Raw genomic sequence first — 25729 nt, 5'->3', positions numbered from 1 at the left:
CATGCTGGGACGACCGTGGCCGACACCGGCCGGCCCGGCCCCGCCGCCACCCGTCACCGGGCGAAGGGCGAGGGCGAACCGCACCCCGAGACGGGGTCCCGGCCGGCAGGCACTCCTTGACGCACGAGCGAGGGGACGAGTGTGACCATGGCTGACACACCACTGCGACCGCGCGGACGCCACCGCGACGCCCCCGACACCGACGGTGTCTTCCTGCGCCTGGTCACCATGCCCCCCGGCCCCGAACGCGACCGGCTCCGGCACGACGTGATCGCCGCCTGGCTGCCCATGGCCGAACGCGTCAGCCTGCGCTTCCGCAAGTGCGGCGAGAGCCCCGCGGACCTGCGGCAGGTGGCCGCCCTCGCCCTCGTCCACGCCGTCGACCGCTTCGACCCCCGGCTCGGCTACGCCTTCGAGTCCTTCGCCATCCCCACCATCAGCGGCGAGCTCAAGCGCCACGTCCGCGACCACGTGTGGGCCCTGCACATCCCGCGCCGCGACCAGGAGCTGCGGGCCGCCGTACGGGCCGCGCGCACCCGCCTCGAACAGGACGGCACCGGCACCGGGATCACCACGGCCCGCCTCGTGGCGGAGACCGGCCTCACCGAGGACGAGGTGCGACGCGGCCTGGACGCCGACGGCGTCCACCACACCCTCTCGCTCGACCACCCCGTCGCCGGCACCGACGAGCTCCCGCTCGCCGACACCCTCGGCCGCGCCGACCGGGCACTGGAGCTGGTCATCGACCGCCAGGCCCTCAAACCGCTGCTGGACACGCTCTCCGAGCGCGAGCGCTACGTCCTGTACTGGCGGTTCTTCGGCAATCTCACCCAGAAACAGATCGGCGCCCGCCTGGGCGTCTCCCAGATGCAGATCTCCCGCATCCTCAGCCGCACCTGCGCGCGCCTGCGCCGGCAACTGCTGGCGGCGGCCTGAGCAGCGGCCCGTCATGGAAGAGCAGGCACCCGATGACCACATCGCACCACACCCACCTCACCCCCGACCTGCCACCGCTCGTCGACGTCCCCGACCTGCCCGGCGCCTCGTGCGGCGACCGCGGCAACGGGGACGGTGAGAGCGGCGAGGGCGGCGAGGGCGGCGGGAGCGGATCCCGACCGGCCGTGCGCTGTGCGGCCGGCCGCCCGGCGGACCCCGGAAACGGCAGTGGCGCCCATCAGGAGGGGGATGGGCGCCACAAGCGCGCGAAGGAGGGGTCCGGCGGCTGACTGCGACCCTGCCCCCGCGCGGTACGCGTCCGGCTGTGACGCGCGCTGGGGGTGTTGCGTCGGCCGACCGGTCAGCCGGCGATGCAGGTGTTGCCGAAGGTCGGGTTCAGCAGGCCGACGATGTCGATCGAGTTCCCGCAGATGTTGATCGGGATATGGATCGGGACCTGGATGACGTTGCCCGAGATGACGCCCGGGGAGCCGACGGCCGCACCCTGCGCGCCGGCGTCGGCGGAGGCGACACCGGCGACGCCGAACACAGCGGTGCCGACGGCGGCGGTCAGGACGGCTGCCTTGGCGATACGCGACATGGCTAAACCTTTCTAAGGAGTGTTGAGAGGCAAGTGTGGCCGCCGTTTGCGTAGGAGTTGGCCGAAAAAGGGATCGACTGCCCGCAATTAACCCGGAAAGATCAATAAGTCCGATGTAATGGTCCGGAATCAGGTTTGGAGTTGCCGGGCCCACCTGCGTACAGTTTCCTGGGAGATTTTTCGGACAAGCGGACTGGGAAACGACAGCGGTCATGACCGTCACTGAAGAGAAGAACGACGGTGCGGGCCACCTGTCGGACACGGCACACCCCACCACCCCGGGCATAGACCCCCAGCGCATGGCCATCTGCCTCGCCGTGCTGGAGGAGCTCGACGCACTGCCGGTGGACCACCCCGACGCGATCACCGTCCGGCGCGCCACCTCCGGCATCTACCGCACGGTCAAGCAGCGCCGCCGCCAGGAGCGCCGTGCCGCCAAGACCGCCAACGACCGCAAGGTCACCGAGGCCACTGCCACCGGCTCCGCCGCCCGCATCGACGACGAGACCGAGGGCATCCTGCCGTCCTCGATCACCGAGGCCGGCAAGATCGCCGGGATCCTCCAGCGCCCGCGCTCCTGCTACGTCTGCAAGACGCGGTACGTCGAGGTCGACTACTTCTACCACCAGCTCTGCCCGAGCTGCGCGACCGAGAACCGTGCCAAGCGCGACGCCCGCGCCGACCTCGCGGGCAGGCGCGCGCTGCTCACCGGCGGCCGGGCCAAGATCGGCATGTACATCGCACTGCGGCTGCTGCGTGACGGTGCCCACACCACGATCACCACCCGCTTCCCCAAGGACGCCATCCGCCGCTTCAAGGCGATGGAGGACTCGGCGGACTGGATGCACCGCCTGGAGGTCGTCGGCATCGATCTGCGCGACCCGGCCCAGGCCGTCGCGCTCGCCGAGCAGGTCGCCGAGGCCGGCCCGCTGGACATCCTGATCAACAACGCCACCCAGACCGTGCGCCGGCTGCCCAGCGCCTACGCCGCGCTGGTCGAAGGCGAGGGCGCCCCGCTGCCCGCCGGCGAGCTGCCCGCCCACCACGTCATCGGCGCGTTCAACTCCGGCGCCGTCGACGGCCTGGCGGCGCTGCCGCTGGGCGCGAGCGGCCTGGACGCCCAGAAGGTCGCCGACCTCGCCCTGGTCGCGGGCAACGCCAGCCTCGAACGCCACCTCGACGGCACCGCCATCGACGCCGGCGGCCTGCTGCCGGACGTCGTCGAGACCAACACCTGGGTGCAGACCATCGACCAGATCTCCCCGGTGGAGCTGCTCGAAACCCAGCTGTGCAACTACACCTCGCCGTTCATCCTGATCAGCGCGCTGCGCCCGGCGATGGCCGAGGCGGCCCGGCGGGCGGCCAGCGGTCGCGCGTACGTCGTCAACGTCTCCGCCATGGAGGGCGTCTTCAGCCGCGGTTACAAGGGCGCGGGGCACCCGAACACCAACGCCGCCAAGGCCGCGATGAACATGGTGACCCGGACCAGCGGCCAGGAGATGTTCGAGACCGACAAGATCCTCATGACCTCGGTCGACACCGGCTGGATCACCGACGAGCGCCCCCACTACGACAAGCTCCGCCTGGCCGCCGAGGGCTTCCACGCCCCCCTCGACCTCATCGACGGCGCGGCCCGCGTCTACGACCCGATCGTGCGCGGCGAGGAGGGCGAGGACCTGTACGGGTGCTTCCTGAAGGACTACCGCAAGTCCAACTGGTAGACCTCACCCCAGAGTTCCGCGCACCCACTCCACCGCCCCCGCCGGGTCGCGGCGGACCGGGATGCCCTCCGGGGTCGGCGGGCGGCGGACCATGACGACCGGGATGCCCGCCTCGCGCGCCGCCGTCAGCTTCGGGGCCGTCGCCGTCGCGCCGCTGTCCTTCGTCACCAGGACGTCGACGGCGTACCGGGCGAGGAGTTCGCGTTCTCCTTCGAGGGTGAACGGGCCCCGGTCCAGGACGATCTCGGTGCGCGGTGGCATCGGGGGCTCGGGGGCGTCCACGGAGCGGACCAGGAACCACTTATCCTCAAGGTGCGCGAAGGCGCCCAGGCCCATCCGGCCCGTGGTCAGGAACACCCGCTCGCCCAGGGCGGGCAGGGTCCGGGCCGCGTCGGCCAGGGAGGCGACGTCGTGCCAGTCGTCGCCCGGCTGCGCCGTCCAGCCTGGGCGGCGCAGGGCCAGCAGGGGTACGCCGGTCGCGGCGGCGGCCCGGGCCGCGTTGTAACTGATCGTGCCGGCGAAGGGATGGGTGGCGTCGATGAGCGCGGCGACGTGCTGCTCGCGCAGCCAGTGGGCGAGGCCCTCGGGGCCGCCGAAGCCCCCGATCCGTACCTCCCCCGCCGGGAGCCGGGGTGCGGCGACGCGTCCGGCCAGCGAGCTGGTGACGCGCAGGGCGGGGTCGGCGGCGAGTTCGGCCGCCAGGCGGCGGGCCTCGGTGGTGCCGCCCAGGATGAGGATGTGGCGCTCGGCGCCGCTCACGGCGGGGTCGTCCTTCCGTCGGTGTCCGGTGCTCGCCCCAGCGTACGTGCGGGGTCGTTCATGAGTGCTCCCGCGTCCGCCGGGGGGCGTTCCGCGCAGTTGCAGCACACCGGTATGCGGCACGGCTGGACGACGGGCGCCTGTGCCACGGCGGCCACCACGGCCGCGTACACCGCGTTGCTGACCGGCGACTTCCCGGACCCGGTGGGCATCACCCTGCCCAAGGGCCAGACGCCGGCCTTCGCGCTGGCCGCCGAGCGGCTGGAGGCGGACGGCCGCAGTGCGATGGCGGGGATAGTCAAGGACGCCGGCGACGACCCGGACGTCACGCACGGCGCGCTGGTGCGGGCCACGGTGCGGCTGCTGCCGCCCGGTTCGGGGGTGGTCTTCCGGGCCGGTCCGGGCGTGGGCACGGTGACCCGGCCGGGGCTGCCGCTGGAGGTCGGCGAGCCGGCCATCAACCCGGTGCCGCGCTCGATGATGCGCGACCACGTCGCCGAGGTGGCGGCCCGGCACGGCGGCACGGGCGACGTGGAGATCGAGGTGTCGGTCGACCACGGCGAGGAGATCGCCCGCTCGACGTGGAACCCCCGCCTGGGCATCCTGGGCGGCATCTCCATCCTGGGGACGACCGGCATCGTCGTCCCGTATTCGTGTTCGGCGTGGATCGACAGCATCCGCCGCGGCGTGGACGTCGCCCGGGCCGCGGGCCGCCGGCACGTGGCGGGGTGTACGGGGTCGACGTCGGAGAAGGTCGCGGTGGCGGTGCACGGGCTGCCGGAGGATGCCCTGCTGGACATGGGGGACTTCGCGGGGGCGGTGCTGAAGTACATCCGCCGGCATCCGGTGGACCGGCTGACGATCGCCGGCGGGTTCGCCAAGCTGTCGAAGCTGGCGGCCGGGCATCTGGACCTGCATTCGTCGCGCTCGCAGGTGAACAAGGAGTTCCTGGCGGAACTCGCCCGCCACGGCGGCGCCGACGAGGCGCTGGCCGCGGCGGTGACCTGTGCCAACACGGGCCTGGAGGCCCTGCAGCTGTGCGCGGCGCGGGGCGTGCCGCTGGGCGACCTGGTGGCCGCGGCGGCACGCGAGGAGGCGCTGGGGGTGCTGCGCGGGGCGCCGGTCGCGGTCGACGTCCTGTGCATCGACCGCGCGGGCACGATCGTGGGCCGCGCGGACGCCAGGGGCCCGCGCGGCGGCTGAGGACGGGTCAGTCCTCCGGGTACGGGTCAGACCCGCGTGACCGGTTCCTGGAGTTCGGTCACGCAGCGCGCCGGGTCGGCCGGGTCGTACTCCAGGTACAGCTCGCGCGCGTAGCCCGTCGAGCGGTAGCCGGCGGCCTCCATCCAGCGGGCCAGCGTCTGGAAGGTGGGCAGGCACTCGTCCATCAGGCCGCGGTGGACGATGGTGGCCGCCTCGGGCAGGGCCGGCAGGTCGGTGATGGTGAAGCCGTCGCCCCGGGTGTCCGGTGCCACCGGCATCGCGGCGCGCACGATGATCCCCTCGCCGTCGGGCGCGTCCTCGTAGAGGGCGATGCCCGGTCCCGTCACCTCGACGCCGGCCGTCTGCAGCCGGCGGCACAGCTCGGCGAAGAGCGGTACGGCCACGGGGGAGATGTCGTGCGGCCCGTAGCTCGCGGCCGGGGCGCTCAGTTCGGCGACCCGTACCGCGGGCACGCTCTTGACGATCACGTCGTCGCTGCTCATGCGACCCTCGCTCTCGATGGTGCGGAGCCTCGCCTCGACCTGGCCGAGCCGGGCCGTGGCCGCGTCGACGGCGGCGGCCAGTTCGGCGCGGCGCAGCCGCAGCATGCCGCGCAGTTCCTCGGTGCCGACCTCCTCGTCGACGATCGTCAGCACCTGTTGCAGGGTGAAGCCGAGGTCCTTGAGGGCGATGATGCGGTTGAGGCGGGACAGCTGGCCGGCCGCGTAGTACCGGTAGCCGCTGTGCGGGTCGGTGCGGGCGGGGCGCAGCAGTCCCAGGGTGTCGTAGTGGCGCAGCATGCGCACGGACACCCGGCCGTGGCGGGCGAAGTCTCCGATGGTGAACATGGTGGGATCACTTCACCCCCTGACACGGTGTGAGGGTCAAGCACCGCTCACGGCTGGACGGTACGGCCGCAGGTGTCGCGGTCGCGTTCGGTGGAGTACAGGAAGCTGTCGGGGAACTGCTCGGCCGCCAGGGTGCGCCCCACGAGGATGACCGCCGTGCGTACGACGCCCGCCGCCCGCACCTGGTCGGCGATGCCGGCGAGGGTGCCGCGCAGCACGATCTCGTCGGGGCGGCTGGCCATGGCGACGACGGCGGCGGGGCAGTCGGGCCCGTAGTGGGGCAGCAGTTCGGCGACGACGCGGTCGGCGTGCCGGGCGGCCAGGTGGATCACCAGCAGGGCGCCGCTGCGGCCGAGGGTGGCGAGGTCCTCGCCGGGCGGCATCGGGGTGGCGCGCTGGGCGACGCGGGTGAGGACGACGGTCTGGCCGACGGTGGGCACGGTCAGTTCGCGGCCGAGCGCGGCCGCGGCCGCGGCGAAGGCGGGCACGCCGGGCACGATCTCGTACGGGATGCCGGCGGCGTCCAGGCGGCGCATCTGCTCGGCGACGGCACTGTAGACCGACGGGTCGCCGGAGTGCAGGCGGGCGACATCCTGCCCGGCCTCGTGCGCCCGGACGAACTCGGCCGTGATCGCGTCCAAATCGAGGCGGGCGGTGTCGACGAGCCGGGCGTCCGGCGGGCACTCGGCGAGCAGCTCCGGCGGTACGAGGCTGCCGGCGTACAGGCACACCCCGCAGCGGGCGAGCAGCCGGGCGCCACGCAGCGTGATGAGGTCCGCGGCGCCGGGGCCGGCACCGATGAAGTACACGGTCATGCGGGGGACTCTCCTTCGTTCGGGGCGGACTTCACGACCGCCCACTGGGTGACCGGCATCGCCTGCCGCCAGCCGGTGAAGCCGCCGACGCCGACGGCGTGGGCGACGGCCAGGCGGATCAGGTCGCCGCCGTGCCGCCGGTACCAGGCGGCCAGGAGCGCCTCGGACTCCAGGGTGACGGTGTTGGCGACGAGCCGGCCGCCGGCGGGCAGGGCGTCCCAGCACGCCTGCAGCAGCCCGGGGGCGGTCAGGCCGCCGCCGATGAAGACGGCGTCGGGCGTGGGCAGCCCGGCGAGCGCGGCGGGGGCGGCGCCGGTGACCACGCGCAGTCCCGGGACGCCGAGCGTGTCGGCGTTGCGGGTGATGCGCCCGGCGCGTACGGGGTCGCGCTCGATGCTGACGGCCCGGCAGGAGCGGTGGGCACGCATCCACTCGACGGCGATGGAGCCGGAGCCGCCGCCGACGTCCCACAGCAGTTCACCGGGGGCGGGGGCGAGGGCGGCGAGCGTGGCGGCCCGTACGTGGCGCTTGGTCAGCTGGCCGTCATGGGCGAAGGCGTCGTCCGGCAGGCCGGGGGTGAGCCCGAACCGGGGTGCGCCGGGGGCGCGCCGGCACTCGACGGCGACGACGTTGAGGGCGTCGCCGGGCGGGTGGGGCCAGTCCTCGGCCGTACCGTCCGTACGGCGCTCGCTCTCGCCGCCCAACTGTTCGAGAACCGTCAACCGGCTCGGCCCGAAGCCGCGCTCGCACAGCAGGTGCGCCACCTCGGCGGGCGTGCCGGCGCCGGCGCTGAGCAGCAGCAGCCGACGGCCGTCGTGCAGCGCCGCGGCGAGCGCGGCCAGCGGGCGGCCCACGGCGCTGACGACCTCGGTCTCCTCCAGGGGCCAGCCCAGCCGGGCGCAGGCGTGGGAGACGGAGGAAGGGTGCGGCAGCACGCGCAGCCGCTCGGTTCCGCCGAGCACCTCGGCCAGGGTGCGGCCGATGCCGAAGAACATGGGGTCACCGCTGGCCAGGACGCAGAGCCGGCGCCCAGCGTGCGCGGCCAGCAGACCCGGGACGGCGGGGCGCAGCGGCGAGGGCCAGGCCACGCGCTCGCCGGCGCACTCGCCGGCCGGCAGCAGGTCGAGCTGCCGCCCGCCGCCGATCAGGACCTCGGCCTCGCGCAGCGCCTGCTGCGAGAGGGGGGCGAGGCCCTCCCAGCCGTCCGCGCCGATGCCGACGACCGTCACGGGGGCGGGGGCTTGGCTCACGGCGGCGTACCTCGAAATTCCGGCGGCGATCGGGCGATCAGGGGCACGGGAACTCTACTGACCTGCGGGGACGAGGACGCAAAGGCCCCCCTGCCGATCACCGGCAGGGGGACGCGGTGATTCAGGTGGTCGGCTTGCGTCGGGTATGGGAAGGGCCGGCAGGCGCTTGTTGCATACAATGTGCACTTACATATTCATGGCAGGAGGCGGAGGCGTGGCCGTGAGGCGTTCACCGGTGGTGCTGGGTATCGAGTCGTCCTGCGACGAGACCGGCGCCGGTCTCGTCAGCGACGGGCGGCTGCTGGGCCACGCGGTGGCGTCCAGCATGGACGAGCACGCCCGCTACGGCGGCGTCGTCCCGGAGATCGCCGCACGGGCGCACGTGCACGCGGCCAACCCGGTCGTCCGAGCGGCCCTCGCCGACGCCGGGCTGACCCTGCGCGACATCGACGCCGTCGCCGTGACCACCGGCCCCGGCCTGTCCGGCGCGCTGCAGGTCGGCGTCGCCGCCGCCAAGTCCCTGGCCTACTCGCTCGACGTACCGCTGTACGGCGTGCACCACCTCGCCGGACACGTCGCCGCCGACACCCTCGAACACGGCCCGCTGCCCAACCCCTGCATGGTGCTGATCGTCTCCGGCGGCCACACCTCCCTGCTCCTCGTACGGGACCTCGCCCGCGACCCGATCGTGCACCTGGGCGACACCCTCGACGACGCCGCCGGCGAGTGCTTCGACAAGGTCGCCCGCGTCTTCGGGCTGCCCTACCCCGGCGGGCCCGCCGTCGACCGGGCGGCCCGCGAGGGCGACCCGGGCGCCGTCGCCTTCCCCCGGCCGCTGACCGGCCCCCGCGACGACCCGTACGGCTTCTCCTTCTCCGGCCTGAAGACCGCCGCCGCGCGCTGGGCCGAGCAGCACCGCGCCGCCGGCCGGCCGCTGCCGGTGGCCGACGGCGCCGCCTCCCTGCAGGAGGCCGTCGCCGACGTCCTCACCCGCAAGGCCGTGCGCGCCTGCACCGACCACGGCGTCGGCACGCTCGTCGTGGTCGGCGGCGTGGCCGCGAACTCCCGGGTCCGGGCCCTGGCCCAGGAACGCTGCGATGCTGCGGGCATCGAGCTGCGCGTGCCGCCGCTGCGCCTGTGCACCGACAACGGCGCGATGATCGCCGCCGTCGGCGACCTGCTGGTGCGTGCGGGGGCCGAGCCCGCGCCGCTCGACGTGTCGATCGACCCGTCCGCGCCCCTGGAGTACGCCACGCTCCACCCCACCGCCGGCCGCGCCCGCGCCGCCTGACGACCGGCCCGACGACCGGTCACCGACGTCCGTTCCGACGAACCGTCCGACGACCGGTCACCGACGCCGCCCGACGACCCGCCCGACGACCGGTCACCGACGCCCGCCCGACGAACCGCCCCTGTCGAGAGCCCTGGAGGGCACCTTGCGCACCGCCGACATCCGCAGCCGCTTCCTCGACTTCTTCGCCGCGCGCGGCCACACCGTCGTCCCCAGCGCCCCGCTGCCCACGCCCGACCCGACGCTCCTGTTCGTCAACGCGGGCATGGTGCCCTTCAAGCCGTACCTCACCGGCGAGGCGACGCCGCCGTGGCCGCGTGCCACCAGCGTGCAGAAGTGCGTGCGCACCCTCGACATCGAGGAGGTCGGCAAGACCACGCGGCACGGCTCGTTCTTCCAGATGAACGGCAACTTCTCCTTCGGCGACTACTTCAAGGAGGAGGCCATCTCCCACGCCTGGGAGCTGTCCACCTCCCCCGTCGCCGACGGCGGCTACGGGCTCGACACCGAGCGCATCTGGGTCACCGTGCACCACTCCGACGACGAGGCCGCGGCGATCTGGCGGCGCGTGGCGGGGCTGCCCGAGGAGCGCATCGTGCGCCGCGGCGACGAGGACAACTTCTGGTCCATGGGCGTGCCCGGCCCCTGCGGCCCCTGCTCCGAGCTGTACTACGACCGCGGCCCGGCCCACGGGCGCGCGGGCGGCCCGGCGGTCGACGAGGACCGCTACATGGAGTTCTGGAACCTCGTCTTCATGCAGTACGAGCGCGGCGAGGGCCCCGGCAAGACCGGCTACCCGATCCTCGGCGAACTGCCCCGCCGCAACATCGACACCGGCATGGGCCTGGAGCGCATGGCCACCCTGCTGCAGGGCGCCGGCAGCTTCTACGAGATCGACGAGACCCGGCCCGTCCTCGAGCGCGCCGCCGAGCTCACCGGCGTCCGCTACGGCGCCGACCACCGAGCCGACGTACGGCTGCGCGTGGTCGCCGACCACGTCCGCACCGCCCTGATGCTGCTCGCCGACGGCACCGCGCCCGGCAACGAGGGCCGCGGCTACGTCCTGCGCCGCATCCTGCGCCGCGCCGTGCGCTCGGTGCGCCTGCTCGGGTACGAGGACCCGGCCCTGCCCGAACTGCTGCCGGCCGCCCGCGACTGCATGGCGGCCGGCTACCCCGAGGTCGCCGAGGACTTCGCCCGTATCTCCCAGCAGGCGTACGCCGAGGAGGACGCCTTCCGCGCCACGCTGCGCCAGGGCACGACCGTGCTGGATGCGGCCGTGGCCGAGGTCAAGGCCGAGGGCGGCCACCTGCTGCCCGGCCCCAAGGCGTTCCTGCTGCACGACACCTACGGCTTCCCCATCGACCTCACCCTGGAGATGGCCGAGGAACAGGGCGTCGAGGTCGACCGCGAGGGCTTCACCGCCCTCATGGCCGAGCAGCGCGAGCGCGCCCGCGCCGACGCCCGCGCCCGCAAGTCCGGCGGGGCCCTCGACACCAGTGCCCTGCGCACCGTCCTGGACGCGCACGGGCCGACCGACTGGCGGGCGTACGACACGCTGACGACCGACTCCCGGGTGCTCGCCGTGCTCGGACCCACCGGCCCGCTGCGGACCCTGGCCACCGGACGGATCGCCTCCGTCGTCCTCGACCGCACCCCCTTCTACGCCGAGTCCGGCGGCCAGGACAGCGACGCCGGCGCCCTGACCGGGGCATCGGTCGAAGCCGAGGTGCTCGACGTCCAGCGGCCCCTGCCGGGACTGGTGGTGCACCAGGTGCGGGTGACCTCCGGTGAACTCGCGGTGGGTGACACCGTACGGGCCGCCGTCGACCCCGAATGGCGCCTGGGCGCCCGGCAGGCCCACTCCGGCACCCATGTGCTGCACGCCGCCCTGCGGCAGGTCCTCGGCCCCACCGCCCTGCAGTCCGGCTCCTACAACCGGCCCGGCTACCTGCGCCTGGACTTCCCCTGGCGCGGCGCCCTCGGCCCCGCCGCCCGCAGCGAGATCGAGGAGGCCGCCAACCGCGCCCTGCGCCGCGACCTGCCGGTCGACGTGCGCTGGATGTCCCTGCCCCAGGCCAAGGAGCTCGGTGCCCTCGCCCTCTTCGGCGAGACGTACGGGGAACAGGTGCGGGTCGTGGAGATCGGCGGCGCCTGGTCCCGCGAACTGTGCGGCGGCACCCACGTCGAACACGCCGCGCAGATCGGGCTCCTCGCCCTGACCTCGGAAACCTCCGTCGGCACCGGCATGCGCCGCCTGGAGGCCGCGGTCGGCTTCGAGGGCTTCGGCTACCTCGCCCGCGAACGCGACCTGGTCACCCGCCTCGCCGAACAGCTCCAGGCCCCCCGCGCCCAGCTGCCCGAGCGCGTGGCCGGCCTCCTGGACCGGCTCAAGGCCGCCGACCAACGCGCCGAGGACCTCCGCCGGCAAACGGCCCTCGCCCGCGCCACGGAACTCGCCGCCGCGGCCACCGACGTGCACGGCACGCTCGTCGTCACCGCCACGACGGACGCCGACGCCCGCGCCCTGGCACTGGCGGTGCGCGACCGCCTGCCGGCGTCCCGCCCGGGCGTCGCGGCGATCGGCGCAACGACGGACGGCGGCCGCACGGTCCTGGCCGTCGCCCTCAACGGCGCGGCGACAACGGCCGGTCTGTCGGCCGCAACGCTGGTGAAGTCCCTCCTGGGCGGCCGCGGCGGCGGCACGGCAGAGGTGGCCCAGGGGGGCGGGGTGCCGGCGGAAGCCCTGGGGGCGACGCTGGGTGGATTGCGGGGGCTGGTGGGCGGTGCGCCGGCGGCGGGCTGAGCCGCGGCTCCTGCCCCAGCGGTAGCTGGGGTAGGAGCCGGGCCCTTACCCCTCCGGATACCGCCGCGGCGTCCAGACGATCTCCTCCGTGCCGTCCGTGCCGCGCCGTACCCGGCGCGTCTGGGTCGAGCCCACGATGAGGAGCGTGCGCATGTCGACCTCCGCCGGGTCGAGCTCTCCGAGGGAGACGATGCGGATGCGTTCCGTCGGGCCGCCGACGTCGCGGGCCATGACCACCGGGGTGTCGGGTGCCCGGTGTTCCAGGAGCAGGTCGCGGGCCTTGCCCACCTGCCATACGCGGCTGCGCGAGCCGGGGTTGTACAGGGCGAGCACCAGGTCCGCGGCGGCCGCGGCGTGCAGGCGCCCGGCGATGACCTCCCACGGCTTGAGGCGGTCGGAGAGGGAGACGACCGCGTAGTCGTGGCCGAGCGGGGCGCCGGCGCGGGAGGCCGCGGCGTGGGCCGCGGTCATGCCGGGGACGACGCGGACGGGTACGTCGCGGTAGGGGCCCTCGCAGGCCACCTCCAGGACGGCCGTCGCCATCGCGAAGACGCCGGGGTCGCCGGAGGAGACCACGGCCACCCGCCGGCCCTGGCGGGCGAGGTCGAGGGCGAACTCGGCGCGCTCGGACTCGACCTTGTTGTCGGAGGCGTGGCGCTGCTGTCCCGGGCGCACCGGCACCCGGTCCACGTACGTGCTGTAGCCGACGATGTCCTGCGCGGCCGCCAGTGCGCCGCGGGCCTCCGGGGTGAGCCACTGCGGGCCCGCCGGGCCGAGGCCGACGACGACCACCTCGCCGCCGTCCGCGACGGGGGGCGCATCCACGCGGCTCGGCAGCACCGCCACCGAGAAGTACGGCACCGACTGCGGGTCGACGTCGGCCAGGCGGCCGGTGCGTTCGCCGGGCATCGTCGCCCGCTCCACGTACCGGGCCTCCGCCAGCCGGCCCGAGCGCTCCAGTGCGCCGCGCACGGCGGGGAAGGTGCGGCCGAGCTTCATCACCACCGCCGAGTCGGTGGCGGCCAGGCGTGCCGTCAGTTCCTCCTCGGGCAGTGTGCCCGGCAGGATCGTCAGCACCTCCTCGCCCTCCACCAGCGGTTCGCCCAGGCGGGCCGCCGCCGCGCTGACGGAGGTGACGCCCGGCACCACCTCGGTGGGGTAGCGGTCGGCGAGGCGCTTGTGCATGTGCATGTACGAGCTGTAGAAGAGCGGGTCGCCCTCGGCGAGGACGGCCACGGTGCGGCCCGCGTCGAGGTGGGCGGCCAGCCGGGCCGCGGCCTCCTCGTAGAACTCCTCCATCGCGCCCCGGTAGCCGCCGGGGTGGTCGGTGGTCTCGGTGGTCACCGGGTAGACCAGCGGTTCCTCGATGTGGCCGGGGCGCAGGTGGCGTTCGGCGATGGAGCGGGCGATGCTGCGGCCGTGCCGGGCGCTGTGGTACGCCACCACGTCCGCCTCGGTGATGCACTCGACGGCCCGCAGGGTCATCAGCGAGGGGTCGCCCGGGCCGAGCCCCACCCCGTAGAGCCGGCCGGTCGTGCTGGGCTTCTCGCTCACTCTTCCTCGCTCGCTATCGCGTTGATCGCGGCCGCGGCCATGGCACTGCCGCCGCGCCGCCCCCGCACCACCAGGTACTCCAGCCCCAGGTCGTTGGCGGCCAGGGCGTCCTTGGACTCGGCCGCGCCGATGAAGCCGACCGGGATGCCCAGCACCGCCGCCGGGCGCGGCGCGCCCTCGGCCACCATCTCCAGCAGCCGGAACAGGGCGGTCGGCGCGTTGCCGACGGCCACCACCGCGCCGCCCAGCTTCTCGCGCCACAGCTCCAGCGCGGCGGCACTGCGCGTGGTGCCCATGCGGGCGGCGAGCTCGGGCACGGCCGGGTCGGTCAGGGTGCACAGCACCTCGTTGTCCGCCGGGAGCCGTTTGCGGGTGACGCCGGAGGCGACCATGTTGGCGTCGCACAGGATCGGTGCACCGGCGCACAGCGCCTCGCGTGCCTTCGCCACCACCTGCGGGGAGTAGGAGAGGTCGCGGACGAGATCGGTCATCCCGCAGGCGTGGATCATGCGGACCGCGACCCGGGAGACGTCCGTCGGCAGCCCGCCGAGGTCCGCCTCGGCACGGATGGTGGCGAAGGACTGGCGGTAGATGGACGCGCCGTCCTTGTCGTAGTCGAACACTGTGCCCTCGTTGCCCTCGTTCATGTCGTGGTACGGGCCGCCGCCACCGCGCCGGCCAGTTCTGCCGCCGTCACCGTCACCGACGGTGCCTCCCGCAGGCCGTCGCGCACGGTGACCCGGTAGGACCCCTCGCCCGTCGCCAGCACGTCGACCCAGCGGCCACCGGGGTGCCCGCAGCGCCGTTCGCACCCGGACCAGTACACCGGCAACGCCCCCGAGCCACCAGGGCGTACGGACGCGAGCGCGGCGGCCGCGTCGGCGCGCACGTCGGCGAGTGCCTTCGCACAGCCCGGGCGGCCCGCGCAGGCCCCCGCGCGATGCCAGGCGGACGCCGCGGACGTGACCAACCCGGCCTCCTGCGCCAGGGCGGCGGCTCGGTGCGCCCGCGGCTGCGGATCCGTACCGGGCGCGAGCCCCGGGACGATGACGCCGCGCCAGGGTGTCACACGCAGCCCGCCGTCGCCGTACCGGTCGGCGGTGCCGGCGAGCAGCCGCCCCTGGGCGGCGGTCAGCCGGCCCAGCGGGGCGGCCACCGACAGGGCCGGCCGGCCGCCGGGGCCGGTGACCACGCCCGGCCCGGGCGGGGCGCCGGGGGCGACGGCGACGGCGGCGGGGCAGGAGGGGATACCGGCGGCGTCCAGACGCCGGGCCAAGTCCTCGGGTGCGGGCCGGTGTTCGGACGGCAGCTCGCGCAGCCGCCAGGCGCGCGTACCGCTCGCGCGCTGCGCGGCGAGGAACCCGGCGGCCGCCAGGGCCGCCGCCCGCGGGGCGTCCCGGTCGGCGACGCGCAGGCCGGGACCGGTGGGGCCGTGGCACAGCAGGGCACCGTCGGCGCTTGCGATCAACGTCACATCGGGGGAGAGGGCGACGATGTCGCCGCGCCCGTCGTCCAGACCGAAGAGGAAACGACCGGAGAGGTCGGAGAGGTCCGGTTCGCCCGAGCACAGGAGACGGTCCAGCTCCCGGACCCACTGCGGTACGCGGCCGTCGCCGAGAGGGGAGGCCGCGATGTTGCGGATGCGGTCGTGACGGTCGGACGGCAGCAGGCCCGCGGCGCGCAGCCGGGCGGCCAGCTCGGCGCCGCAGGCGTCCGCGAGGCCGCGCAACTGGACGTTGCCACGGGAGGTGAGGTCGAGGTGGCCGTCCCCCAGCGCCTCGGCGGCATCCGCCAGCGCGGCGGCCTGGTGCGCCGTCAGCAGCCCGCCCGGCAGCCGCACCCGGGCGAGCGCCCCGTCGTCCGCGGCGTGCAGACGCAGCGCGCCGGGACAGGCGTCGGCGCGGTCACGAGCGGGCAGGGCGGGCATGCGGGGAGCATACCGACGGGTCGTGGCCTGCGGGGCTCCGCCCCCGGGGCCGAATGCCGCGCTGCGCGCGGTGTCCTCGAAGCCGGACGGGCCGAAGTCACCCCGCCTCGCTACTATGACTGCGCCAGCGACGGCGACAGGGGAGGAAGCCGGTGCGATTCCGGCACGGTCCCGCCACTGTGACCACGGTCGAGTACGCCGAGTACTGCCGTGGGAAGTCAGGAACTCCTGCCGTCCTCCCACCGCCCGGGGCGCGGACCCCGAGGAAGGCCTGCCGTGATCCTGCTCCTGTCGACGTCCGACACCGACCTGCTCAGTGCCCGTGCCGCCGGCGGCCCGGTCCCCTACCGGCTCGCCAATCCCGCCCGGCTGCCGCTGGACGAGCTGCCCGGCCTCCTGGAGGGCGCCGATCTCGTCGTCGTCCGGCTCCTCGGCGGCATCCGCGCCTGGCAGGAGGGGCTCGACGTGCTGCTGGCCGGGCCGCGGCCGGTCGTCGTGCTCACCGGCGAACAGGCCCCCGACGCCCAGCTGATGGAGACCTCCACCGTCCCCGTCGGCATCGCGGCCGAGGCCCACGCCTACCTCGCCCACGGCGGTCCCGCCAACCTGGAGCAGCTCGCCCGCTTCCTGTCCGACACCGTGCTGCTGACCGGGCACGGCTTCGAGCCGCCGGCCGCCGCGCCCGCGTGGGGCGAGCTGGAGCGCACGCCCAAGCCGGGGGCGGCCGGCCCGCTGGTGGCCGTGCTCTACTACCGCGCCCACCACATGAGCGGCAACACCGCCTTCGTCGAGGCCCTGTGCGGCGCGATCGAGGACGCCGGCGGCCGCGCCAAGCCGCTGTACGTCGCCTCCCTGCGCGCCCCCGAGCCGGAGCTCGTGGACGCGCTGCGCGACGCCGACGCCATCGTCACCACCGTGCTCGCCGCCGGCGGCACGCGACCCGCGGACGCCTCGGCCGGCGGCGACGACGAGTCGTGGGACGCGGGGGCGCTGGCCGCCCTCGACGTCCCCATCCTGCAGGCGCTGTGCCTGACCGGCCCGCGCAGCGCGTGGGAGGAGAACGACGAGGGCCTCTCCCCGCTGGACGCCGCGACCCAGGTGGCCGTACCGGAGTTCGACGGGCGCATCATCACCGTCCCGTTCTCCTTCAAGGAGGTCGACGAGGACGGCCTGCCCGCCTACGTGCCCGACCTCGAACGCGCCGCCCGCGTCGCAGGGATCGCCGTGCGCCACGCCCGGCTGCGGCACATCCCGGCGGCCGCGAAGCGGCTGGCGCTCGTCCTGTCCGCCTACCCCACCAAGCACTCCCGCATCGGCAACGCCGTGGGCCTGGACACCCCCGCCAGCGCCGTCGCCCTGCTGCGCCGGCTGCGCGAGGAGGGCTACGACTTCGGCGACGAGGCGGTTCCGGGGCTGGAGTCGGGCGACGGCGACGAGCTCATCCGCGCCCTGATCGAGGCCGGCGGCCACGACCAGGAGTGGCTGACCGAGGAGCAGCTCGCCCGCAACCCCGTGCGCATCCCGGCCGCCGACTACCGGCGCTGGTTCGCCGCCCTGCCCGCCGAGCTGCGCGAGGCCGTCGAGGAGCACTGGGGCCCCGCCCCGGGCGAGATGTTCGTCGACCGCAGCCGCAACCCCGAGGGCGACATCGTGCTGGCCGCGCTGCGCCGCGGCAACCTGCTGATCCTCATCCAGCCCCCGCGCGGCTTCGGCGAGAACCCCATCGCCATCTACCACGACCCCGACCTGCCGCCCTCCCACCACTACCTCGCCGCCTACCGGTGGATCGCCGCCTCCCAGGAGGACGGCGGCTTCGGCGCCGACGCCATGATCCACCTGGGCAAGCACGGCAACCTCGAATGGCTGCCCGGCAAGAACGCCGGCCTGTCCGCCGCCTGCGGCCCCGACGCCGCCCTCGGCGACCTGCCGCTGGTCTACCCCTTCCTCGTCAACGACCCCGGCGAGGGCACCCAGGCCAAGCGCCGCGCCCACGCCACCCTCGTCGACCACCTCGTCCCGCCCATGGCGCGCGCCGAGTCCTACGGCGACATCGCGCGCCTGGAGCAGCTGCTCGACGAGTACGCCCAGATCTCCGCCATGGACCCGGCCAAGCTCCCGGCGATCCGCGCCCAGATCTGGACGCTGATCCAGGCCGCCCGCCTCGACCACGACCTCGGCATGGACGAGCGCCCGGACGACGACGGCTTCGACGACTTCCTGCTGCACGTCGACGGCTGGCTGTGCGAGGTCAAGGACGCCCAGATCCGCGACGGCCTGCACGTGCTGGGCGCCGCGCCCACCGGCGAGGCCCGCGTCAACCTCGTCCTGTCCATCCTGCGCGCCCGCCAGATCTGGGGCGGCACCGCGGCCCTGCCGGGCCTGCGCGAGGCGCTCGGCCTGGACGAGTCCGCCGCGACGCGCACGACGGCGGACGACGCGGAGGCCGAGGCCCGCGCCCTGGTGGAGGCCATGGAGGCGGCAGGCTGGGACCCGGCGGCCGTGCCCACCGAGCGCGGCGAACAGGTCGCCGCCGTCCTCGACTTCGCCGCGCGTGAGGTCGCCCCCCGCCTGGCGGGCACCACCGACGAGCTCGACCACGCCGTCCACGCCCTGGCCGGCGGCTTCGTCCCGGCCGGCCCCTCCGGCTCGCCCCTGCGCGGCCTGGTCAACGTGCTGCCCACCGGCCGCAACTTCTACTCCGTCGACCCCAAGGCCGTCCCCTCCCGCCTGGCCTGGGAGACCGGCCAGGCCCTGGCCGACTCCCTGCTGGAGCGCTACCGCACCGACAACGGCACCTGGCCGCAGTCGGTCGGCCTGTCCCTGTGGGGCACGAGCGCGATGCGCACCGCCGGCGACGACGTCGCCGAGGCCCTGGCCCTGCTGGGCGTACGCCCGGTGTGGGACGAGGCGTCCCGGCGCGTCAGCGGGCTCGAAGCCGTACCGCTGGAGGAACTGGGCCGCCCCCGCATCGACGTCACCCTGCGCATCAGCGGCTTCTTCCGCGACGCCTTCCCGCACGTCATCGGCCTGCTCGACGACGCCGTACGCCTCGTCGCCTCCCTCGACGAGCCCGCCGAGCACAACCACGTGCGCGCCCACGCCCAGGCCGACCTCGCCGCCCACGGCGACGAACGCCGCGCCACCACCCGCATCTTCGGCTCCCGTCCCGGTACGTACGGCGCCGGCCTGCTCCAGCTCATCGACAGCCGCGACTGGCGCACCGACGCCGACCTCGCCGAGGTCTACACCGTCTGGGGCGGCTACGCCTACGGCCGCGGCCTGGAGGGCCGCCCGGCCCGCGAGGAGATGGAGAGCGCCTACAAGCGCATCGCCGTCGCCGCGAAGAACACCGACACGCGCGAGCACGACATCGCGGACTCCGACGACTACTTCCAGTACCACGGCGGCATGGTCGCCACCGTCAAGGCCCTGCGCGGCACCGCGCCCGCCGCCTACATCGGCGACTCCACCCGCCCGGAGACCGTCCGCACCCGCACCCTGGTCGAGGAGACCTCCCGCGTCTTCCGCGCCCGCGTGGTCAACCCCCGCTGGATCGCGGCCATGCGCCGCCACGGCTACAAGGGCGCCTTCGAACTCGCCGCCACCGTCGACTACCTCTTCGGATACGACGCCACCACCGGTGTCGTCCCCGACTGGATGTACGACAAGCTCGCCCAGACCTACGTCCTCGACCCCGAGAACCGCTCCTTCCTGGAGGACGCCAACCCCTGGGCCCTGCACGGCATCGCCGAACGCCTCCTGGAGGCCGAGAGCCGCGGCATGTGGGCCAAGCCCGACGCCGGGACGCTCGAAGCCCTGCGGCAGGTCTTCCTGGAGACCGAGGGCAACCTGGAGGGCGGCGCGGACGGCGCCGAATGAGGTGATCGACGCGTAGCCGACGGTGCCCCGGCCTGGAGTGCTCTCCCATGACTGGGGGATTACCCGGGCCGGGGCACGGTCTCGGCCTGACGCCGGGACGGATATGGGGCGACCGCCACGGAGTGCACTGGGTGGACCGGGAGCGGCTGCGGGCCTGGGCGGAAGAGGGCCGGAGCCTGCACCAGGTGCTCGGGCTGGGGCCGCCGGCCCGGCACCGCACGTTTTGAGGGTCGGGCTCCGCTTTCCATAGGATCACCTGAATGATCTACAGGAAACGGGCGGCAGCGGGGATTTGTGCCCTGCTGGCCGCCTTTGCCGGGGGTGCGGTGCCCGCGAGCGCCGCCGACGGGCCCTCCAAGGACTCGCCGAAGGTCGAGCTCGTGCTCGACGTCAGTGGCTCGATGAAGGCACAGGACGTGGACGGGCAGTCGCGCATGGCGGCGGCCAAGGAAGCGTTCAACGAGGTCATCGATTCCGTGCCGCAGGGTGTGCGGCTGGGGATCCGGACGCTCGGGGCGACGTACGCCGGGGAGGACAAGGCCATCGGCTGCCGGGACAGCGAGCAGCTGCACCCGGTGGGGGCCGTCAACCGGACCGAGGCCAAGAACTCCGTGGCGCGGCTGCAGCCGACGGGCTGGACGCCCATCGGGTACGCGCTGCGCGGCGCCGATCAGGACCTGGACGTCGGGGGCGGCACCCGGCGCATCGTCCTCATCACCGACGGCGAGGACTCCTGCGGCCAGCCCGACCCGTGCGACGTGGCCCGTGAACTGGCCGCCAAGGGCACCCACCTGACCGTCGACACGCTCGGCCTCGCCGCCGACGACAAGACGCGCGAGCAGCTCAGCTGCATCGCCGAGGCCACCGGCGGCACGTACACCACCGTGCACCACCGCAAGGAGCTCTCCGGCCGCATCAAGCAGCTCGTCAAGCGGGCCGACACCCCCGTCCAGACGCCGCGGGCCACCCAGGGCGGCGCCTCCTGCGCCACCGCGCCCGAGATCGGCGCCGGCATCTGGACCGACCGGGAGCGGTTCGGCGAGCACCGCTGGTACCGCGTGAAGGTCAAGCCCGGCCAGGAGCTGCGGGCCTCCGTCAGTGTGGCCGCCGACCGGGCCGTCGAGCGCGACTACGGCGTGCTGCTGCGGGCCGTGAGCGAGGGCGGGCAGGAGCTCGTACGGGGCTCCGACGCCGGCAACGGCCGCACCGACGTGATGTCCGCCGGTCTGCGCCGTCCCGTCTACCGGGCCTCGAAGGACGACAAGGACCCGCGCACGGTGTGCCTGGAGGTCTCCCAGTCCTTCGCCGCCCCGCCCTCGGTCAAGCGCGAACCGGGCCTGCCGGTCGAGCTGGCCGTCGACGTCGTCAAGGGCCCGGACGACCCCTCGGACCTCGCCGCCTTCGGCCTCGGCCGCGGCTGGGTGCTGCTGCTCGTCCTCGGCGGCACGGGCCTGCTGGCCGGTCTGCTGTGGGGTTGGCTGGCGCGCTGGCGCGTGGCCGTGTGGAGGGAGAACTGATGTACGTCAAGCGGCTCCTGGCGGCCACGGTCGCCGCCGGTGCGGTGCTGCTGGGCCTCGGCCCCGCCGCCACCGCCGACGAGGGCAGGCCCGCGCCCAGCGAGGCCGGTACCGCCTTCCGCACCGCCGTCGCCGTCGAACAGGGTCAGCGGGCCACCGCCGACGCCTCCACCGGCGACTACCTCTACTGGCAGTTCCCGGCGGGCGCCGGGCAGCAGCCCACGGTCAAGGCCACCGTGAACCTGCCTGAGTCGGCCACCCGCAACGGCACGTCCACCTGGCAGCTGGACGTCTTCGACGGGCTGCGCCGCCGGCAGGCGTGCGCCTCCGGCGCACCCACGCAGCGAGCGGCGCGCGAGGAGGCCTCCGTCACGCTCACCTGCACGCTGCGCACGGTACGGCCGTGGGCCGAGCGGTGGGCCAACGACCCGCTGCCCGGCGCGTACTACGTGCGCCTGACCGTCGCCGACGCACCCGACCGCGACATGGGCCTGCCCGTGCACGCCGAGATGCAGGTCACGGCGGACGACGCCGGCGGGGCGCGCGCCGAGGGCGGCTCGCTCGGGGCGCCGCTGCACGCGGCCGCCGTCACCGAACCCGAGGACGGCTGGAACGGCAGCTGGTGGTCGGGCCGCTGGGGCTGGACCCTCGGCGGCGCCGTCCTGTGCGCCCTGGCCGCCATCGGCGGCTACACCCTCACCCGTCACCCGCGGCGCAGGTGACACCGGTGGCGGCGCCCCGGCCCCGGGGCGCCGCCACCGGCACGCCGGGCATCAGGGCCGTGCGGACTCCTCGCCGTCGACGGCCTGCAGATACAGCTCCAGCAGATCCTCGGTGAAGTACGAGCTGTAGGAGATGTCCGGGGTGTCCCCACCGGTGTGGTAGCCGCCGATGACCCCCACGACCGCATACCCGGTGGCCCACCGCACCAGGAACGGGCCACCCGAGGTGCCGCCCACGTAACCCGCGCAGGCGATCTCCAGGAAGTCACCGGGTGCGGCCGGATCGGTGCTGGTGTAGCGGTGCGTGGAGGAGGTGCAGTCCAGCGGCTTGGGGTACTTCGCGTCACTGCTGCCCGGATAGCCGATCAGACGCACGTCCCGGTGGTCGTACCCCGGCCGGATCGCCAGGTCGAAGGCGCCCACCGCCTCCTGCACGTCCGCACCGTCCGCGCGCGGCCCCATCCGCACGATCGTGAAGTCCCAGCGGGCACCGCCGTTCGTGCCCAGGTCGTAGTAGCGCTGGTCGATGTAGATGTCCTCGACCGGGAAGACACCGTGCGGCTTCAGGCCGTCGTGGTACTGCGGCACGAACGACAGCCGCTTCTTCGGATCCGGCGAGCGCAGGCAGTGCGCGGCACTGACGGCCAGGTCGCGGTGCGGGCTGCGCACGACCGTACCGCCGCAGAAACGGCCGGTGTTCTGCCCGTCGGTCCAGAAGAACGTACCGACCTGCGGCAGCCCGTCGAAGGGATGACTGGGCGGTACGGGATCCCCCGGAACGGCGCCGGGGCGTCTGCCGGCCGCCTCGGCCGGCAGCGCCGCCTTCATGCGCTCCGGGGTCCAGTACGCCTCCGCCGTGGCGGCCGAGGCGCGCGGACCGCCGGCCGCCGCCGCGGCCGGGGCGTGGACGAGGGCGGTCGCCGCCGTCAGCAGCAGACCGGCGAGGACGGCAGCGAGACGTCCGCGTATGACGAGAGGTCTGTGGCGCATGGACGGTTCCTTCCTGCAGGCAGGGACGGACGGAGCGAGCGTGTCATCCTGCCGCTGCCGGGACGGCAGTGGTGAGTCGTCGACGCGACAGGATTCATCACAACGACGCACAGCACTGTCAGTGGCGGCCGGTAGCCTGTGGGGCACCAAAGACGGCCCATGGGGTGGGGAGTACGTGATGGTCGATCCGATGTCGCTCGAAGCAGTCACGACCGCGGTCACGGCCGCCGCCGGAGCCGCCGGCACGGAGGTCGGACGCCGGATCTGGGGATCCCTGGCCGACCTCGCCCGGCGCACCTTCGGCCGCGGCCACGAGGACGGCACCACGACCGCCGGGACCGTGCCCCTGCCGCTCGACCCGGCCAGCCCGCAGGAGACGCAGGCACTGGCCGCCATGCTGTTCGGACGGATGCTCCACGACGAGGCCATGGCCACCGAATTCCGCCAGTGGCTCCAGAGCGCCCGCGCCGCGGACATCGCGGTGGCCGGCGACACGGTCACCGTCAACAACACGGTGTCGGGCAACGCGCGGGTGCGCACCCTGTACCAGGGACAGAACATCAACGTGACGGGCACGCGGTGACCCCGCCCGCTTCGCGGGAGCCCGAAGCACAGGAGGTGCACAACGACTTTTCCGGCACCGCCGATCAGGCATTCCAGGCCGGAGGCAACATCACGATCAACGACTACCGTTCCCCGGCGCGGGAGCGGCCGCCGGAGATGACCTACCAGCCGCCCGCCGCTCCCCTTCGCTTCGTCAACCGCGCTCAGGAACTGAATGCGCTGCGCGGTCGGTTGACCGGGGGCAGTACGGCCATGGTCGTCCTCAGCGGCATGCCGGGCGTCGGCACGTCGAGCACTGCTCTGCGCTCGGCCGAGGACATGGGCGACTTATATCCCGGCGGCGTGCTGTACGTGGACTTCGCCGAGCTCGCCGGGGTTTCGGGTGGCGGCGCGGACGTCCGTGGCGCACAGTCCCACGTCCTGCGCAGTGCCTTCGGCGTGGCGGACCGGTACCTGTCGGTGCCGGGCGCCGAACTGGCGGCCCGCTACCGTGACAAGACACGCGAGCGCGGACCGATCCTGCTCGTCCTCGAGAACGTCACCCACCCCGCACAGGCCAGTGCGCTGATCCCCGCTGCGGCCGGGAGCGCAGTCGTCGTCACCAGCCATCGACGTCTTGAGGAACTCGTGATGGACGGCGCCCACCTCATGCCGCTGGAACCGCTCGACGCCCCGCACGCGCTGGAGCTCCTGGCCACGCTCTGCGGCGCCCACCGCGTGGCATCCGAAGCGCAAGCAGCGGCCCGGCTGGTCGAGCGCTGCCAGGGGCTGCCACTGGCCCTGAAGGTCGTCGGTGCACGGCTTGCCGGCCGGCCTCGGCTCGGCCTCGCCTTCGTCCTGGAGGAACTGGAGGCCGAGAGCAGCAGACTGGCCACGCTCTCCAACGGCTCCGACGACCCACGCCACAGCGTCTCCGCCGCACTCGGCGTCGCCTGCCGGCATCTGCCGCCCACCGCGCTGCGGTTGTACCGGCTGCTGGGGCTGCTGCCCGGGCGTACGTTCCACCTCGATGCCGCCGTCGCCCTGGACGACAGCGACAGAGCCGCCGTCGGGCCGCTGCTGGAGGAGCTGCGGGCGGCCAGCCTCGTCGACGAGGAGATCGTCGCCGGGCGGCCGACAGGGCGCTACACCATGCACGACCTCGTCCGCCTGCACGCCCGCGCCCTCGCGGAGACCGACGACGATCAGGCCCGGCACGCGGCGCTGTGCCGGCTCGTCGACCACTACACCGTCCGCACCGCCTTCGCCGACCGGGCGGTGATGCCGGCCGACCGGCTGCGCATCACGGATCATTCGGTGCTGCTCGCCGGGCACGAGGACCCCTTCCCGGGGCCGGACGCCCGTGACCGGGCACTGGACTGGCTGGAGGCCGAACGCGCGGGCGCCCTCGGCGTGCTACGCACCGCCGTCGCCCGCGGTCTGGACCGGCAGGCGGCCGAGCTGGCCGAGGGCCTGACCGCCCTGTACCTCAACCACCGGCACCTGACGGACTGGATCGAATCCGGCAGGCTGGGCGCGGATGCCGCGGCCCGGCTGGGGCACCGGGCCCTGGAGGCGCGGCTGCGCAGCCTGCTGTCCCGGCCGCTGATGGACATCGGCCGCTCCGGGGAGGCGCGCAAGGAGCTCGACCGGGCCCTGGAGCTCGCGGACGGCACGCCCGATCTCGTGCTGCGCGCGTCGGTGCGCGAGTTCTCCGCCCGCTACTGGGACGCGCGCGAGCCGGCCACGGCCCTCGCCCAGTACGAGGAGGCCCTCGCGCTCAACGCCGAGGCCGGGCAGTGGCGTGGTGTCGCGCTCGTCCTGTACTTCATGGGCTGCACGCAGGACGCGACGGGCGAGCACGGCCGGGCCCTGGCGACACTGGCCGACGCGCACGACCGGCTCGCGGCGATCGGCGACCGCCGGATGGCGGGCCGGGCCCTGGCCGCCCTTGGCGTGGCGCACGTGCACGCCGGCAACACACGGATCGCCGTACGCATCCTGATGCGCGCGGCGTGGGCGCTGCGCAGGCAGCGCGCCCGACCCTACGAGGCGCAGGTCCGCGAGACCCTCGCCGACCTCGCCCTGCGGGACGGCAGCCGCACGCCGGCGCGCCGGCAACTGGCCCGTGCCCTGGAGCTGCACGCCCTGGACGGCGGTCCCAAGGAGGCGGAGCTGCGCGAACGACTCGAAGCGCTGGGGGAGGGCTAGGCCGTGTCCGGCGGATCTTCGTCACGCGCCACCACGGCGCCCCGTAGGGGCGCGGGGAACTGCGCGACAAGCCACGACGCGCCCGCAGACGAAGTGCCGTGCTGCGCCCGGACCCCGCGGGGGTGATACGTCGTCTGCAGGCCGCCGGTGGCTGAT

20 protein-coding genes, 1 pseudogene and 1 riboswitch are annotated in these 25729 nt (G+C 74.4%); of the genes and pseudogenes, 12 read left to right on the top strand and 9 right to left on the bottom strand.

The features are described from left to right. The first annotated feature begins 147 nt into the window (after nt 1–147). Together AB0K17_RS27445 and AB0K17_RS27440 are read left to right on the top strand one after the other, a co-directional pair. Nucleotides 148–936 (top strand): sigma-70 family RNA polymerase sigma factor, encoded by a 789-nt coding sequence (locus AB0K17_RS27445; RefSeq protein ID WP_365967419.1) that lies wholly within the window; start codon nt 148–150, stop codon nt 934–936. Between the two features lie 32 nt (nt 937–968). Next, on the top strand, nt 969–1226 hold the full coding sequence (locus AB0K17_RS27440; RefSeq protein ID WP_365967418.1) for a hypothetical protein: 258 nt from the start codon (nt 969–971) through the stop codon (nt 1224–1226). A gap of 71 nt (nt 1227–1297) precedes the next feature. Here AB0K17_RS27440 and AB0K17_RS27435 read toward each other — a convergent pair whose 3' ends face one another. Beyond that, nucleotides 1298–1537 (bottom strand): chaplin, encoded by a 240-nt coding sequence (locus AB0K17_RS27435; protein WP_365984627.1) that lies wholly within the window; start codon nt 1535–1537, stop codon nt 1298–1300. A 212-nt stretch (nt 1538–1749) separates the two neighbouring features. Here AB0K17_RS27435 and AB0K17_RS27430 point away from each other — a divergent pair, with 212 nt between their 5' ends. Next, the gene (locus tag AB0K17_RS27430) at nt 1750–3258 is read left to right on the top strand and encodes an SDR family NAD(P)-dependent oxidoreductase (protein ID WP_365984625.1); all 1509 of its coding nucleotides are present in this window, start codon (nt 1750–1752) and stop codon (nt 3256–3258) included. 3 nt (nt 3259–3261) lie between these two features. On the opposite strand, the gene AB0K17_RS27425 is transcribed toward AB0K17_RS27430, so the two are convergent. Further along, nucleotides 3262–4017, bottom strand: a complete 756-nt coding sequence (locus AB0K17_RS27425) for a cobalt-precorrin-6A reductase (protein ID WP_365984624.1) — start codon at nt 4015–4017, stop codon at nt 3262–3264. 60 nt (nt 4018–4077) lie between these two features. On the opposite strand from AB0K17_RS27425, the gene AB0K17_RS27420 reads away from it, so the two are divergent. Beyond that, the gene (locus tag AB0K17_RS27420; RefSeq protein WP_365967413.1) at nt 4078–5220 is read left to right on the top strand and encodes a cobalt-precorrin-5B (C(1))-methyltransferase; all 1143 of its coding nucleotides are present in this window, start codon (nt 4078–4080) and stop codon (nt 5218–5220) included. A gap of 26 nt (nt 5221–5246) precedes the next feature. On the opposite strand, the gene AB0K17_RS27415 is transcribed toward AB0K17_RS27420, so the two are convergent. The 3 genes from AB0K17_RS27415 to cbiE are packed head-to-tail and all read right to left on the bottom strand — an operon-like array spanning nt 5247 to nt 8133. After that, on the bottom strand, nt 5247–6068 hold the full coding sequence (locus AB0K17_RS27415) for a MerR family transcriptional regulator (protein ID WP_365984623.1): 822 nt from the start codon (nt 6066–6068) through the stop codon (nt 5247–5249). Between the two features lie 47 nt (nt 6069–6115). Further along, a complete protein-coding gene (cobM, locus tag AB0K17_RS27410; RefSeq protein WP_365984622.1) occupies nt 6116–6883 on the bottom strand; it encodes a precorrin-4 C(11)-methyltransferase in 768 nt (255 codons plus the stop codon). After that, the gene (gene cbiE, locus AB0K17_RS27405) at nt 6880–8133 is read right to left on the bottom strand and encodes a precorrin-6y C5,15-methyltransferase (decarboxylating) subunit CbiE (RefSeq protein WP_365967409.1); all 1254 of its coding nucleotides are present in this window, start codon (nt 8131–8133) and stop codon (nt 6880–6882) included. The genes cobM and cbiE overlap by 4 nt, the downstream gene beginning before the upstream one ends. A gap of 235 nt (nt 8134–8368) precedes the next feature. On the opposite strand from cbiE, the gene tsaD reads away from it, so the two are divergent. Beyond that, nucleotides 8369–9424, top strand: a complete 1056-nt coding sequence (tsaD, locus tag AB0K17_RS27400; protein WP_365967275.1) for a tRNA (adenosine(37)-N6)-threonylcarbamoyltransferase complex transferase subunit TsaD — start codon at nt 8369–8371, stop codon at nt 9422–9424. Between the two features lie 145 nt (nt 9425–9569). Then, a complete protein-coding gene (gene alaS / locus AB0K17_RS27395; RefSeq protein ID WP_365984621.1) occupies nt 9570–12230 on the top strand; it encodes an alanine--tRNA ligase in 2661 nt (886 codons plus the stop codon). A 45-nt stretch (nt 12231–12275) separates the two neighbouring features. Here the strand turns inward: alaS and AB0K17_RS27390 are convergent, their stop codons facing one another. From AB0K17_RS27390 to AB0K17_RS27380, 3 genes are read right to left on the bottom strand one after another with little or no spacing between them, the layout of a single operon-like run. Continuing rightward, the gene (locus AB0K17_RS27390; RefSeq protein ID WP_365984620.1) at nt 12276–13784 is read right to left on the bottom strand and encodes a precorrin-2 C(20)-methyltransferase; all 1509 of its coding nucleotides are present in this window, start codon (nt 13782–13784) and stop codon (nt 12276–12278) included. Then, nucleotides 13781–14431 (bottom strand): precorrin-8X methylmutase, encoded by a 651-nt coding sequence (locus AB0K17_RS27385; protein WP_365967263.1) that lies wholly within the window; start codon nt 14429–14431, stop codon nt 13781–13783. The genes AB0K17_RS27390 and AB0K17_RS27385 overlap by 4 nt, the downstream gene beginning before the upstream one ends. Then, entirely contained in the window at nt 14428–15711 is a 1284-nt protein-coding gene (locus tag AB0K17_RS27380; protein ID WP_365984619.1) for a cobalamin biosynthesis protein CobG, read from the bottom strand. Before AB0K17_RS27380 ends, AB0K17_RS27385 begins: the two co-directional genes overlap by 4 nt. 114 nt (nt 15712–15825) lie before the next feature. Beyond that, a riboswitch (cobalamin riboswitch) is annotated at nt 15826–15962 on the top strand. Nucleotides 15963–15987: 25 nt separating this feature from the next. On the opposite strand from AB0K17_RS27380, the gene cobN reads away from it, so the two are divergent. The 4 genes and pseudogenes from cobN (at nt 15988) to AB0K17_RS27360 (ending at nt 21829) form a co-directional block, all read left to right on the top strand. Then, nucleotides 15988–19590, top strand: a complete 3603-nt coding sequence (gene cobN, locus AB0K17_RS27375; protein WP_365984617.1) for a cobaltochelatase subunit CobN — start codon at nt 15988–15990, stop codon at nt 19588–19590. Nucleotides 19591–19694: 104 nt separating this feature from the next. Beyond that, a pseudogene (locus AB0K17_RS27370) lies at nt 19695–19817 on the top strand (restriction endonuclease); the annotation flags it as partial. A gap of 33 nt (nt 19818–19850) precedes the next feature. Next, nucleotides 19851–21107 (top strand): VWA domain-containing protein, encoded by a 1257-nt coding sequence (locus tag AB0K17_RS27365; protein WP_365967266.1) that lies wholly within the window; start codon nt 19851–19853, stop codon nt 21105–21107. Next, on the top strand, nt 21107–21829 hold the full coding sequence (locus AB0K17_RS27360) for a hypothetical protein (RefSeq protein ID WP_365967268.1): 723 nt from the start codon (nt 21107–21109) through the stop codon (nt 21827–21829). Before AB0K17_RS27365 ends, AB0K17_RS27360 begins: the two co-directional genes overlap by 1 nt. 51 nt (nt 21830–21880) lie before the next feature. Here the strand turns inward: AB0K17_RS27360 and AB0K17_RS27355 are convergent, their stop codons facing one another. Then, nucleotides 21881–22819, bottom strand: a complete 939-nt coding sequence (locus tag AB0K17_RS27355) for a trypsin-like serine protease (protein ID WP_365967269.1) — start codon at nt 22817–22819, stop codon at nt 21881–21883. Between the two features lie 190 nt (nt 22820–23009). Between AB0K17_RS27355 and AB0K17_RS27350 the strand changes: the two genes are divergently transcribed. Both AB0K17_RS27350 and AB0K17_RS27345 read left to right on the top strand, forming a co-directional pair. Next, on the top strand, nt 23010–23402 hold the full coding sequence (locus AB0K17_RS27350) for a hypothetical protein (RefSeq protein WP_365984616.1): 393 nt from the start codon (nt 23010–23012) through the stop codon (nt 23400–23402). A gap of 35 nt (nt 23403–23437) precedes the next feature. After that, entirely contained in the window at nt 23438–25573 is a 2136-nt protein-coding gene (locus AB0K17_RS27345) for an NB-ARC domain-containing protein (protein ID WP_365984615.1), read from the top strand. Nucleotides 25574–25729: the final 156 nt, after the last annotated feature.

Origin of the sequence: Streptomyces sp. NPDC049585, assembly GCF_040675615.1 — a bacterium.
Lineage (GTDB): Bacteria > Actinomycetota > Actinomycetes > Streptomycetales > Streptomycetaceae > Streptomyces > Streptomyces luteosporeus.
The sequence above is the reverse complement of the archived record's forward strand: the minus strand, read 5'-3'. Positions and strand labels throughout refer to the sequence as shown.